The organism is Flavobacterium sp. ACN6 (assembly GCF_002304005.1).
In the GTDB taxonomy this organism is placed as follows: domain Bacteria; phylum Bacteroidota; class Bacteroidia; order Flavobacteriales; family Flavobacteriaceae; genus Flavobacterium.
This window is the reverse complement of record NZ_MRCQ01000004.1, coordinates 177,788-190,764: the sequence shown is the minus strand read 5'-3', so window position 1 is coordinate 190,764 and position 12,977 is coordinate 177,788. Positions and strand designations below refer to the sequence as shown.

General features: G+C 36.1%; 10 protein-coding genes and 1 riboswitch. All 10 genes read right to left on the bottom strand.

Features of this window, described 5'->3' with window-relative positions; translation table 11 throughout:
• Nucleotide 1: 1 nt before the first annotated feature.
• Nucleotides 2-2,677 carry a methionine synthase gene (metH, locus tag BSF42_RS08195; RefSeq protein ID WP_095952597.1) on the bottom strand — a complete coding sequence of 892 codons (2,676 nt, stop codon included), beginning with the start codon at nt 2,675-2,677 and terminating at the stop codon, nt 2-4.
• Nucleotides 2,678-3,272: 595 nt separating this feature from the next.
• Nucleotides 3,273-4,277 (bottom strand): homocysteine S-methyltransferase family protein, encoded by a 1,005-nt coding sequence (locus BSF42_RS08190; RefSeq protein ID WP_095952596.1) that lies wholly within the window; start codon nt 4,275-4,277, stop codon nt 3,273-3,275.
• A gap of 327 nt (nt 4,278-4,604) precedes the next feature.
• A riboswitch (SAM riboswitch) is annotated at nt 4,605-4,720 on the bottom strand.
• A 109-nt stretch (nt 4,721-4,829) separates the two neighbouring features.
• On the bottom strand, nt 4,830-5,123 hold the full coding sequence (locus BSF42_RS08185) for a type II toxin-antitoxin system RelE/ParE family toxin (protein ID WP_095952595.1): 294 nt from the start codon (nt 5,121-5,123) through the stop codon (nt 4,830-4,832).
• Entirely contained in the window at nt 5,114-5,341 is a 228-nt protein-coding gene (locus tag BSF42_RS08180) for a hypothetical protein (RefSeq protein WP_095952594.1), read from the bottom strand. The genes BSF42_RS08185 and BSF42_RS08180 overlap by 10 nt, the downstream gene beginning before the upstream one ends.
• Nucleotides 5,342-5,694: 353 nt before the next feature.
• Nucleotides 5,695-6,747, bottom strand: coding sequence for an NAD(P)/FAD-dependent oxidoreductase (locus BSF42_RS08175; RefSeq protein ID WP_095952593.1), 1,053 nt, complete (start codon nt 6,745-6,747; stop codon nt 5,695-5,697).
• A 96-nt stretch (nt 6,748-6,843) separates the two neighbouring features.
• Nucleotides 6,844-7,425 carry a bifunctional precorrin-2 dehydrogenase/sirohydrochlorin ferrochelatase gene (locus BSF42_RS08170; protein ID WP_095952592.1) on the bottom strand — a complete coding sequence of 194 codons (582 nt, stop codon included), beginning with the start codon at nt 7,423-7,425 and terminating at the stop codon, nt 6,844-6,846.
• Between the two features lie 77 nt (nt 7,426-7,502).
• Nucleotides 7,503-8,276, bottom strand: a complete 774-nt coding sequence (gene cobA / locus BSF42_RS08165) for a uroporphyrinogen-III C-methyltransferase (RefSeq protein ID WP_095952591.1) — start codon at nt 8,274-8,276, stop codon at nt 7,503-7,505.
• Nucleotides 8,269-10,359, bottom strand: coding sequence for a HEPN domain-containing protein (locus BSF42_RS08160; RefSeq protein WP_095952590.1), 2,091 nt, complete (start codon nt 10,357-10,359; stop codon nt 8,269-8,271). The genes cobA and BSF42_RS08160 overlap by 8 nt, the downstream gene beginning before the upstream one ends.
• Before the next feature lie 162 nt (nt 10,360-10,521).
• Nucleotides 10,522-11,766 carry a sulfate adenylyltransferase subunit 1 gene (locus BSF42_RS08155; RefSeq protein ID WP_095952589.1) on the bottom strand — a complete coding sequence of 415 codons (1,245 nt, stop codon included), beginning with the start codon at nt 11,764-11,766 and terminating at the stop codon, nt 10,522-10,524.
• 158 nt (nt 11,767-11,924) lie between these two features.
• Complete coding sequence (gene cysD / locus BSF42_RS08150; protein ID WP_057117574.1) at nt 11,925-12,824, bottom strand: sulfate adenylyltransferase subunit CysD; 900 nt, start codon at nt 12,822-12,824, stop codon at nt 11,925-11,927.
• Nucleotides 12,825-12,977: the final 153 nt, after the last annotated feature.

Below are 12,977 nucleotides of genomic sequence, written 5' to 3'. Positions count from 1 at the left end.
TTTAATCTGCTATATTAGGATTTAACCATTTCATTGCATAATCTGTTGGGACGTTACGTCGTTTGGCGTAATCTACCACCTGATCTTCTTTTATTTTTCCGAGTCCGAAATACCTGCTTTTTGGGTTTCCGAAGTAATATCCCGAAACAGAAGAAGCCGGCCACATCGCCATACTTTCTGTCAAAGTCACTCCAATTTCTTCGTCCACATTTAAAAGTTTCCAAATCGTTGGTTTTTCCAAGTGATCAGGACAAGCCGGATATCCTGGTGCCGGACGAATTCCTTTATAATTTTCTTTAATCAATTCTTCGTTGGTTAAAGATTCTTCTCTATCATAACCCCAGAAATCTTTACGAACTTTTTCGTGAAGATATTCGGCGAAAGCCTCTGCAAAACGATCCGCAAGTGCTTTTACCATAATCGAATTATAATCATCCAGATCCTTCTCAAATTCTGCTGCCCATTCATCTACACCAAAACCTGTGGTTACGCAAAAAGCCCCCATATAATCCTCAATGCCACTTTCTTTTGGCAGAATAAAATCAGATAATGCGATATTCGGCGCGCCTTTTGTTTTTTGCGACTGCTGACGAAGCGTTAAGAATTTCTCCAGAACTTTTCCGTTTTCATCACGCAATTCGATATCATCATCATCAACCTGATTGGCAGGAAAAATACCGTAAATACCTTTTGCTTGTAGTTTTTTCTCAGCCAAAATTACTTTAAGCATCGCCTGAGCATCTGCAAAAAGAGAAGAGGCTTCTTTCCCCACAACCTCATCCGTTAAAATCGCAGGATATTTTCCGTGCAATTCCCAAGTTTGAAAAAATGGCGTCCAGTCGATATACGGAACCAAAACATCCAGATCAACCTCAACGGCTTGTTTGCCAATGAATTTTGGTTTCGTTGGCGTGTATTCGCTCCAGTCTAACTGCATTTTGTTTTTACGTGCATCTTCGATACTCAAGAAATTTTTATCTCTCGAACGATTTAAAAATGTCTCTCTAAACGAATCGTATTCTGCGCGAATATCGCTTGCATATATTTTACGGTTATGATCTAATAGATTTCCTGCAACAGTAACGGCGCGCGAAGCATCGTTTACGTGAATTACAGTTTCTCTATATTGAGGTGCAATTTTCACCGCCGTATGCGCACGCGAAGTTGTTGCCCCGCCAATCATAATCGGGATTTTAATATCTTGTTTGTCAAGTTCTTTAGCCAGATACACCATTTCGTCAAGCGAAGGTGTGATTAGTCCGCTTAAACCAATAATGTCTACATTGTGCTCAATTGCCGCAGCAATAATTTTTTCGGGAGGCACCATAACCCCAAGATCCACAATCTCGTAATTGTTACAGGCCAAAACCACCGAAACGATGTTTTTACCAATATCGTGAACGTCCCCTTTTACGGTTGCCATCAAAATTTTTCCATTCCCTTGTTTGTCTCCGGCCTGTTTGCTGGCTTCAATGTACGGTAACAAATACGCCACTGCTTTTTTCATTACACGTGCCGATTTTACTACCTGAGGCAGGAACATTTTCCCACTTCCAAATAAATCTCCTACGACATTCATTCCCGTCATCAAATTGATTTCGATAACTTCAATTGGTTTTGTAGCCGCTAATCTTGCTTCTTCAACATCTTCTTCAATAAAAGCATCAACTCCCTTTACCAATGAATGCGTAATTCTTTCCTGAACCGTTCCTAAACGCCATTCCTGAATCGCTTTTTCATCACTTTTTACTTCGCCTTTTACGTTCTCGGCAAAGTCTAAAAGTCGTTCTGTAGCGTCATCGCGTCTGTCCAGAATTACGTCTTCAACGTGTTCTAGTAAGTCTTTCGGAATATCATCGTAAATCGTAAGCATTTCAGGATTTACGATTCCCATCGTCATTCCGTTCTTGATCGCGTGGTATAAAAACACCGAGTGCATCGCTTCTCGAACCGTATCGTTTCCTCTAAAAGAAAACGAAACGTTACTCACACCACCGCTGATATGTGCATGAGGCAAGTTTTCACGAACCCATTTTGTTCCTCTAAAAAAGTCCAAAGCGTTTAAACGATGTTCTTCCATTCCCGTTGCAACTGGGAAAATATTTAAATCGAAAATAATATCCTGAGGAGGAAAATTAACTTTGTTAACCAAAATATCATACGAACGCTGGCAGATTTCGACTCTTCGGTCAAAATTATCGGCCTGACCCACTTCGTCAAAAGCCATGATAATTGTCGCAGCTCCGTAACGTTTGATTAATTTTGCGTGGTGAATAAAGGCTTCTTCACCTTCTTTCAACGAAATCGAGTTTACAACGCTTTTTCCTTGTACTACTTTTAGACCCGCTTCAATGATTTCCCATTTCGAGCTGTCGATCATAATCGGCACTCTCGAAATGTCTGGCTCTGCAGCAATTAAATTTAGAAATTTTGTCATTGCATTAACGCCATCCAGCATTCCCTCATCCATATTAATATCGATGATCTGTGCTCCACCTTCTACCTGTTGTCTTGCAATATCAAGCGCCTCGTCATATTTCTCTTCCTTGATTAAACGAAGGAATTTTCTAGAACCTGTTACATTCGTACGCTCTCCAATGTTTACAAAAACACTTTCGGGCGTAATAATCAACGGTTCTAATCCTGCTAATACAAGGTCTCTTCTTTTTTCTGCCATTTTTTCTAAGTTACTAAGATCCTGATCCCGAAGCCTCGGGACTAAGGTTCTGAGTTTTTTTATTCTTTATTTTTCCTGCAAGGTTTTCGAAACCTTGTGGGTATATTTCGTTTTTTAATAATCTTATTTTGGGCGTGTCCCTCCGGGTCGGGCTATTCGTTCCAAGTCCTCGCACTTCCTTCGTCAGGCTGTGGGCTATCCACTTCTATCCCTCACGCATTATCGGTTTCAAAAGACGATTTATTTTTCACAATTTCAATTGTCGTTTTTGAAATAAATTCTCAAATCTTTGAACCCATTGTATATTTCGTTCCTAAGGAACTCTGTTTTGTGTCGTTTATCATTTTCAACGGAATAAATTCCGTTGCTACCAACATTTCGTTCCTCTGGAACTTTTATTTCTTCGGCTTACTTGTCTTTGCGAGGAACGAAGCAATCTCATCCCGATATTCCACATTTTTAAAAACATATTGTTCCGACAAAACCTTTAGCTTCCTTTAACCTGCAAGGTTTTCAAAACCTTGTAGGTTTGCCATTTACTCGCCAACAAATTTATACCTACAAGGTTTTGAAAACCTTGCAGGAAACGTACACATTACTCAAAAACCGGCGCTACTCTTGGTTTATAATCCTTCGCCACCTCAGCAATTAATCGAATATGATCTGGAGTTGTACCGCAACAACCGCCAATGATATTAATTAAATTATCATCTAAATATTCTTTAATTAATGCTTGAGTTTGTTCTGGCGTTTCATCATATTGTCCGAACGCGTTTGGTAAACCTGCATTTGGATGCGCCGAAACGTTGAACTGTGTATGCTGCGATAATGTTTTTAAATACGGTTTTAACAAATCGGCTCCAAGAGCGCAATTGAAACCAACACTCAATAACGGAATATGGGAAACCGAAATCAAAAACGCTTCAACAGTCTGCCCAGAAAGTGTTCTTCCTGAAGCATCGGTAATCGTTCCTGAAACCATGATTGGAATATCCAGATTACGTTCGTCTTTTACTTCTTCAATTGCGAAAAGTGCTGCTTTGGCATTTAAGGTATCAAAAATAGTTTCTACCAAAAGTAAATCACATCCGCCATCCATTAAAGCTTCCACTTGTTGTTTGTAAGCAATACGCAAATCGTCAAAAGTTACGGCTCTGTAACCCGGATCGTTTACATCTGGCGACATACTTGCAGTTCTGTTTGTCGGTCCAATTGAACCAGCAACGAAACGTGGCTTGTCTGGATTTTTGGCGGTGAATTCATCTGCTACTTGTCTGGCAATTTTAGCCGATTCGTAGTTTAATTCGTAAACCAAATCTTCGAGGAAATAGTCGGCCATACCGATTGTCGTTCCTGAAAAAGTATTGGTTTCTACAATGTCTGCACCAGCTTCATAATAAGCGGCGTGGACATCACGGATCGCTTGTGGTTGTGTTATGGATAGTAAATCGTTGTTCCCTTTTAATGGATGTGGGAAATCTTTGAAACGCTCTCCTCTGAAATCTTCCTCTGAGAAGTTATAGCGCTGCAACATTGTTCCCATTGCTCCATCAAGGATTAGGATATTTTTTTTTATTGCTTCTTGTATCGTAATTGTCATATTCTTTTGCCGCTAAGGCACTAAGGCGCAAAGCTTTTTTAATTATAATTTTTGAAGGCTCAATTTAAACCCGACAGGTTTTGAAAACCTGTCGGGTTTAACCTTCGATATTTTTCACATTAATTCCAAAAATTCACTATTCATGGCTAATTAGCCCCGATTGAAGTGGAAATCCTTTTGCTTTTTTCTTTAAAAAGGAAAAGATTGCAACGAAAAGCGGGAACTATTGACTGCAAAAATGCGCCAATTATTAGCTCCTTACTAAACTGTTTTAGTAAATATTGTATGTTGTCTGGAAAAGTTTTGAGAAATACGTGTAATGTATTTGTGTTATCTATCTTTAATACTTAGAAATGTGTATAAAGTAGAATTTAGCACCTTCTTTATGATAAAGGGTTGCTAAGGTTTCATTGGGTCTATCCCTCCGCCTTTCGTGATAACTGACAATAATTTTAAGAACAGTGCAAAGGTATGAAATAGGGTTTCCATTTGCAAATGTTTTTTCAAGGTTCTGAGATACTGATATGCTAAGATTCTAAGTTTAGAATTTACTTAATATTTTAGCTTCTGTTTTGTTCCTCTAAAATTGATAATTTCAACAGTATTGGCCTCTTTACTTAATCTATAAACTAAATAATTATTTTTGTCTACGATTGCTTTATGTAGTGACACGTTTTTTTCAGATTTTGGAAATTGTTCAGGATTGTGACTGATTTGATTTATTACTTGCTGAATCTTATTTTCTAAATTTAAAATTTCTTTTGCTGTCCATTTAGCTTCAAGATAATCGACAACTTTATTAAATCCTTTTACAGCTTGTTTGGTCCATACAAATTTTAATGCCATTTTGAAAACCTTTTCATCACATCTTCATGACTTATAAATTCACCTTTTTCGGCTTGTTCCAATCCAACTTGAATTTCATTTTTTTCCGAATCTGATAATTCATCAAACCAATCATTTTGATTAGCTTTCAAAATCAATTCTAGTTTCTCTAAAATACTCTCGTCTTCCACTTTAACCAATTCTTGAATAAATTGATACTTTCTAGCTTCTAAATTCATGATATTCAAAATTTATAATTACAAAGATACGTATTTTTTGAAGGTACTGAGAGGCGAAGATACTAAGGTTCCAAGTTTTTATATTTTACATGATTTAGCTCCGAAGAAGCATAATATTTATAGAAAAACAATCGACATAATACAAAAGCTCCAGCGGAGCGATATTATCTTTATAAATAATTATATGTCGCCCCGCTGGGGCTTTTCCAATAGATCTTGCATAATTCTATAAATATGTCATCCCTCTGGGATTCTTCGTAATTAATAAAAAAAGCTCAAACTATTTAGTTTGAGCTTTCCTAATATATATAAAATCTTAGTACCTTAGTATCTTCGCCTCTCAGCACCTCAGATTAAACTATCGCTTTAACAACTGCTTTTGGCGCTTCTTTACGAGTTCCGTCGAAACCGTCTACACCAGAAACTGTTGTATATTTTAAAACGTATTTTTTACCTGGATTGATGATTCCGTAAGCAGCCTGACACATTAAAGTTGCTTCGTGGAATCCGCACAGGATTAATTTTAATTTCCCTGGGTATGTATTGATATCTCCAATCGCGAAGATTCCCGGAATATTAGTTTGATAATCTAATGCATTGTTTACTTTAATCGCATTTTTCTCGATTTCTAATCCCCAGTCTCCAATTGGACCTAATTTTGGTGTTAACCCGAAAAGTGGAATGAAATAATCGGTTTCGATTTTACGGTGTGCACCATTTTCTTCGATATCTAAAGATTCAACGTGTTCAGCTCCGTTGATTCCGATTACTTCTGCCGGTGTAACTAATTTAATTTTTCCAGCTGTTTTTAATTCCTGTACTTTTTCTACAGAATCTAAAGCTCCTCTAAATTCATTTCTTCTGTGAATTAAAGTGACTTCTGAAGCTACATTTGCTAAGAAAATACTCCAGTCTAAAGCTGAATCTCCTCCTCCTGCAATTACAACTCTTTTATCTCTGAATTTTTCAGGATTTTTGATAAAGTATTTTACTCCTTTATCTTCATAAAACTCGATATCTTCAATAAGTGGTTTACGAGGCTCAAAACTTCCTAAACCTCCAGCGATAGCGATAACTGGCGCGTGAAATTTAGTTCCTTTATTTGATGTTACAATAAAGCTCCCGTCTTCTTGCTTGTCGATTGTTTCAGCACGTTCTCCTAAAGTAAAACCTGGTTCAAACTGTTTAATTTGCTCCATTAATCCATCAACTAAATCTCCAGCTAAAACTTCTGGAAATCCTGGGATATCATAAATAGGTTTTTTTGGATATAATTCTGAAAGCTGTCCTCCTGGCTGAGGCAAAGCATCTAATATATGGCATTTTAATTTTAATAATCCTGCCTCGAAAACGGCAAATAAACCTGTTGGGCCTGCTCCAATTATAAGTATATCTGTTTTAATCATTATGTTGTTGTTTATAATCATTCTTAATAACGCAAAGAAACGAATAAATCCTTGTAATTTCAATGATTTTTATCATTAATTTCTCTCCGAAACTTTTTACTCTTTATTTTTTAATGAATTGGTTATTTCATTCATTCTTTTAACCTTTTCTTCAAAATCACCTTTTAAGGTCTTTCTATATTCATTAAGGTTTTCCACCATTTGATTGATATCTTCTGGAATTACTTCTTCGAAAAATTCCCGAAGCCTTTTAGCCGTTGTAGGCGATTTCCCGTTGGTTGAAATGGCAATTTTCACATTTCCTTTCGTTACGATTCCGCCTAAATAATAATCACATAAGTCTGGCGTATCGGCAATATTGCAAATCAAATAGCGCTTTCTGGACAAATCGTAAACCCTTTTATTCACTTTCAAATTGTCTGTACAGGCAATTACCATGTGACGTTTTTTAAGCATTCTTTTTTTGAACTTTGCCTCCGTCAATTTAATTGATGGATGTTTTTCTGCCAAAACCTTTATTTCTAAATGAAAGTCGGGCGCTACCACTTCAACATTTGCATTTGGACTTGACTTTAGCAAAAAAGACAGTTTTTCCAGTCCAACATTTCCTCCGCCCACAATTAAAACATTCAGATTGTGAAGCTTTAAAAATATTGGGTATAATTCGTTTTGTTCCATGTTAATCTTTTCTAACCAAAATTAGATGATTTTATTGAATTGGATAACCATTCAGATGTTCCTAACGGAAACATATTCTAATGAATAGTTTCTTTTGATAGAAATTCTTCGTAAAAGCCTTTTAGTTTACTGCTTTCGCGGACAACTTCTCCTAAAACAATAATCGCTGGTGAGCCTAATTCTTTTTCTTTTACAATATTTAAAATCGAATCGACTGTTCCTGCGCCTACTTTTTCATCAGCAGTTGTTCCGTTTTGAATGATCGCAACTGGCAAATTTCCTTTATTTTCTTTTTGAAACAAATTGATAATTTGAGGTAGTTTGTGCATTCCCATCAAAATTACAACCGTTGCAGATGATTGTGCAGCTAAAGCAATATCTGACGATAATTTTCGATCAGATGTTGTACCTGTGATCGCCCAAAAACTTTCAGAAACTCCCCTTTTTGTAATTGAGATTCCCTGACTTGCAGGAACGGCAACTACAGAAGAAATTCCAGGAACTACGATCGTTTCAATTCCGAAACTTTCTGCAAAATCGACTTCTTCACTTCCTCTTCCAAAAATAAATGGATCACCGCCTTTTAATCTTACTACATTTCCGTAAGTCAGTGCATTGTCAACAATCAATTGATTGATTTGATCCTGCGTGTAAGCGTGATTTCCAATTCTTTTTCCAACAAAAATTCTAATTGCATTTTTTGGCGCATAATCTAGAATTTCTTCATTGGCTAAAGCATCGTATAAAACCACATTTGCTTCAGCCAATGCTTTTACAGCTTTGAGCGTAAGTAAATCTGGATCACCCGGACCTGCTCCAACTAAAGTTATTTTGGGTTTTGTATTAAGCATTTTCTAATTCCTGTGCTCTATATTTTTCTATTATTGCAAAAAATGCAATTCCTTCTTCAATATATTGTTTTGCAAACGCTTCACTCGGTTCATTTTGATTGATTTGATATACCAATTCTCTGAATGTTGTTGGCAAGCCAATTTTATTAGTTGCTATGAAAACGTTATCAAACAAATCAACAATTCCTGCATGATTATTTGTTTTTTCATTTTCTGAAAGTAATAATGCTTTTGCACCATTTACAAATCCAGCATAAGCATGATAAATAGCATCTGACCATTTTCCTTCTTCGAAAGATTCTTGTGCGAAAGTCAATTTGTCTTTAGCTTCAAACAATAAAGTCGCTACTAAATCGATCACCACTCCGGCACATTCTCCAACTCCTACTGCTTTTACGTAATTATCTGCATTACCCCAATCCACGAAATCTGCTTCTGTTAAATTGGTCACGTCTGCGAAAGGTTTTAAAATTTCATAGAAATATTTCTCTCCTTTTGCATCATAATAATTAAGGAATTTTTCTCCGTTTGCATTGGCATCAAAATCATTTAAGATTGTACGTAATGCATCTGGTCCTCTACGGCTTGGAATTTTGATTACTTTATCGGCAAAACGTCCTGCTCCATTTCCTAATCTTCCTCCGCCTAATAAAACCTGCAAAGCTGGAGCCACTAATTTTCCTGAGTTGATGGACATTCCCTGAAAACCAATTGCTGACATATTATGCTGTCCGCAGGCATTCATACAGCCTGAGATTTTAATTTCGATTTCGCGGTTGTTTAAATACTGAGGATATTCGGCATTTAACACTCTTTCTAATTCCTCTGCAATCCCGGTACTACTTGCAATCCCCAAATTACAAGTATCTGTACCCGGACATGCGGTAATATCTCCAACTGAATTATATCCTAACTGAACAAAGTCAAGCTTGGCTAATTCTTGATAAAAGAAAGGTAAATTTTCTTCTTTTACGTGACGTATTACAATATTTTGACGCAATGAAAAACGTAATTCATTTGCAGCGTAATTTTTAATTAAAGCGGCTAATAATCTGGCTTTATCAGTATAAAAATCACCTAATAAAACTTTTATTCCGATAGCATAATAACCGTCTTGTTTCTGATTGATTACGTTCGATTTTTTCCACGCTTCATAAGCTTCAGTATCTTCGATTGTAACTTGTGGCACTTTTAATAATGGTTCAGCAATTGGTCCGTCAAAAGCTGTCGTATCTATTTCGTATGTTTCAAAAGCGATTGCTTTTTTTTCTTTTTCAACCAAATCAAGGAAAACATCTCTTCCCATTTCTTTGATTAAGAATTTCATACGCGCTTTCATTCTTTTTGCACGCTCGCCATATCTGTCAAAAATACGGATGATTCCTTCTGCAGTTGGAATGATTTCATTTACTGGAACAAACTCCGAAAGCAATTCGGCATGTGCTGGCTGAGATCCTAAACCTCCTCCAAACATGATTTTAAACCCACGTTGTCCGTCTTTAATTTTCGGAATAAATCCTAAATCGTGCAAATAACTTAGCGCCGTATCTTCGTCTGAAGATGAAAACGAAATTTTAAATTTACGTCCCATTTCCTGACAAATTGGATTTCTTAATAAATATTGGAAAAGTCCGTGCGCATAAGGAGAAACATCAAAAGGTTCGTTTACGTCTACACCCGCTAATTCACTTCCTGTAATGTTTCTGACTGTGTTTCCACAAGCTTCACGAAGCGTGATATCGTCTTTAGCCAAATCTGCCCAAAGTTCTGGTGTTCTGTCTAAGCTAACATAGTGAATCTGGATATCCTGACGTGTTGTAATGTGTAAACGACCTGTAGAATATTCGTCAGAAACTTGTGTGATACGCACTAACTGCTCGCTGGTAACTTTACCGTAAGGCAATTTGATACGAATCATCTGCACACCTTCCTGACGCTGGCCGTAAATACCGCGTGCTAAACGAAGACTACGAAAACGCTCATCATCAATTTTTCCTCCACGGAATAAGTGAATCTTTTTTTCTAATTCGATAATCTCTCTTTGAACTACCGGATTTTCTATTTCTGTTCTAAAACTTTCCATTTCTTTTTTACGCTTTAGGCTTTAAGCTTTAGGCTATAAGCTTTTTAAACTTTGTGTTTTCTTGCTTTAGGCATTAAGCAAAAAGCTATAGGCTTGCTCGCATACCTTTTTATACATTTTTGCAAAAAGCTTAAAGCCTATAGCTTAAAGCTTACAGCAGGTTTACCTGATAAATCCTACTCCTGCTGTTGTGTTCGTTGCTGTATCAATTAAGATGAAGGCTCCGTTTGATTTATTTTCGTTATAGGCATCAAAATACAAAGGCTTGCTTAATTTGATGGTTACTTCTCCAATTTCGTTGATCGCTAGTTGCGACGCTTCTTTTGTTCCAGAATAATCTGTTGAGATTGTATTTTTGATACTTTCTACTTTCGCTAAAACTGAATTGGTGTTGTGTTGTACGATATATTTTGTACCCGCAACCAATTTCTTGCTGTCCATCCAACAGACAGTTGTGGTAATTTCTTTTTCAATTTTTGGAAGTTCTGATGATTTTACAATCATATCGCCTCTTGTCACATTGATATCATTTTCTAATTCGATTGTGATAGATGAACCTGCAACGGCTTCGTCAAATGTTTTATCGAAGAAATGAATTTTTGAAACTTTAGATTCTGTTAAAGAAGGAAGAACAGTTACAGCATCTCCAACTTTAATTGAGTTTCCGTATAATTTTCCAGCGTATCCTCTAAAGTCATGGTATTCTTCTGTTTTTGGACGAATAACGGTTTGAACTGGGAAACGTGCTTTTCCTGCTTCAAAAACATCAGAAGAATGCAATCCTTCTAAATGCTCTAATACCGTTTGACCGTCGTACCAAGTCATATTGTCCGATTTATCAACTACGTTTCCGCCGTTAATTGCACTTAACGGAATGTAACTTACATTTTGCTCTTTGAATGTGCTTTTTGCATTTAATGCCTGAAAATCGGCTTTTATTTTATTGAAAACTTCTTCAGAATAATCAACTAAATCCATTTTATTAATCGCAACAATTACCTCTTTTACCCTCAATAAATTATTGATAAAAAAGTGACGATAAGTCTGCTCAATTACTCCTTTTCTGGCATCAATTAAAATAATAGAAACCTGAGAAGTCGACGCTCCTGTAACCATGTTTCTGGTATATTCTACGTGACCTGGAGTATCGGCAATAATGTAACTTTTCTTTGCAGTCGAAAAATAAATATGCGCAACGTCAATTGTAATTCCTTGTTCTCTTTCTGCTACTAAACCATCAGTTGCCAATGAAAAATCAAGATAATCGTAACCTTTTTGTTTACTGCTTTTTTCGATTGCTTCAATTTTATCTGTAGTCAATGATTTTGTATCGTACAATAATCTTCCGATCAAAGTACTTTTCCCGTCATCTACACTTCCTGCTGTTGCTATTTTTAAAACTTCCATTCTTGTAATTTTGTTTCAGGTTTAAAGTTTTTGTTTCAGGTTTCAAGTTGAAATTCTTTGTCTAAAATTTAAATCCGTGTGTTTTTGTTTTCTTGATTTCTACTTTTAAATTTCATTCCGAATTGCATTAACAATTAACAATTCATAATTAACAATTATTAAAAGTACCCTTGTTGTTTTCTCTTTTCCATTGCGGCTTCAGAACGTTTATCGTCGATTCTGGCGCCTCTTTCAGAAATTGTCGATGATCTGATTTCTCCAACTACTTCTTCGATTGTTGCTGCGTAAGATTCAACTGCTGCGGTACAACTCATATCTCCAACGGTTCTAAAACGAACAATTCGTTCTTCGATTTGTTCGTCTTCTTCCTGATACACAAAAGGAGAATGCGACCAGATTAAACCGTCTCTCAAAAAAACTTTTCTTTTATGTGAAAAATAGATGGATGGAATCTCGATTTGTTCTTTTTCGATATAACTCCAAACGTCTAATTCTGTCCAGTTTGAAATTGGAAAAACACGAACGTTTTGTCCATTTTCTATTTTTCCATTTAAAATATCAAATAACTCAGGTCTTTGATTTTTTTCGTCCCATTGTCCGAAATCATCTCTAACAGAAAAAATACGTTCTTTAGCTCTTGCTTTTTCTTCATCACGACGTGCACCACCAATACAAGCATCAAACTTAAATTCTTCAATTGCATCTAAAAGTGTAGTAGTTTGTAAACTGTTTCTACTAGAGTATTTTCCAGTTTCCTCTACTACTTTTCCTTCATCAATAGCATCCTGAACATTACGAACGATTAATTCTAATCCTAATTCTTCTACCAATTTGTCTCTAAAAGCAATGGTTTCAGGAAAATTATGTCCCGTATCAACGTGTAAAAGAGGAAACGGAATCTTTGCAGGAAAAAATGCTTTTTGTGCCAAACGCACTAATGTTATAGAATCCTTTCCTCCTGAAAAAAGTAAAACTGGTTTGTCAAACTGTGAAATTACTTCTCTGAAAATGTATATTGCTTCACTCTCTAAAGCGTTTGTTTTTAATACTGAACTCATTGTTTTTTTGTTTGATATTTTTGTTGTGAAAATTTTGTTTCAGGTTTCAGGTTTAAAGTTTCAAGTTTCTCGCCGGATCTAAAATCTCCACTCTTTATTCTATAATCTATTTTCTATTCTCTAAAAAAAGTCTTGCCTCTTGCTTCTTGTCTC

What these genes read in the sequence shown, in the direction of transcription:
- metH (WP_095952597.1), bottom strand. Translation starts at nt 2,677, where the DNA reads ATGGCAGAAAAAAGAAGAGACCTTGTATTAGCAGGATTAGAACCGTTG.
- BSF42_RS08190 (WP_095952596.1), bottom strand. Translation starts at nt 4,277, where the DNA reads ATGACAATTACGATACAAGAAGCAATAAAAAAAAATATCCTAATCCTT.
- BSF42_RS08185 (WP_095952595.1), bottom strand. Translation starts at nt 5,123, where the DNA reads ATGGCATTAAAATTTGTATGGACCAAACAAGCTGTAAAAGGATTTAAT.
- BSF42_RS08180 (WP_095952594.1), bottom strand. Translation starts at nt 5,341, where the DNA reads ATGAATTTAGAAGCTAGAAAGTATCAATTTATTCAAGAATTGGTTAAA.
- BSF42_RS08175 (WP_095952593.1), bottom strand. Translation starts at nt 6,747, where the DNA reads ATGATTAAAACAGATATACTTATAATTGGAGCAGGCCCAACAGGTTTA.
- BSF42_RS08170 (WP_095952592.1), bottom strand. Translation starts at nt 7,425, where the DNA reads ATGGAACAAAACGAATTATACCCAATATTTTTAAAGCTTCACAATCTG.
- cobA (WP_095952591.1), bottom strand. Translation starts at nt 8,276, where the DNA reads ATGCTTAATACAAAACCCAAAATAACTTTAGTTGGAGCAGGTCCGGGT.
- BSF42_RS08160 (WP_095952590.1), bottom strand. Translation starts at nt 10,359, where the DNA reads ATGGAAAGTTTTAGAACAGAAATAGAAAATCCGGTAGTTCAAAGAGAG.
- BSF42_RS08155 (WP_095952589.1), bottom strand. Translation starts at nt 11,766, where the DNA reads ATGGAAGTTTTAAAAATAGCAACAGCAGGAAGTGTAGATGACGGGAAA.
- cysD (WP_057117574.1), bottom strand. Translation starts at nt 12,824, where the DNA reads ATGAGTTCAGTATTAAAAACAAACGCTTTAGAGAGTGAAGCAATATAC.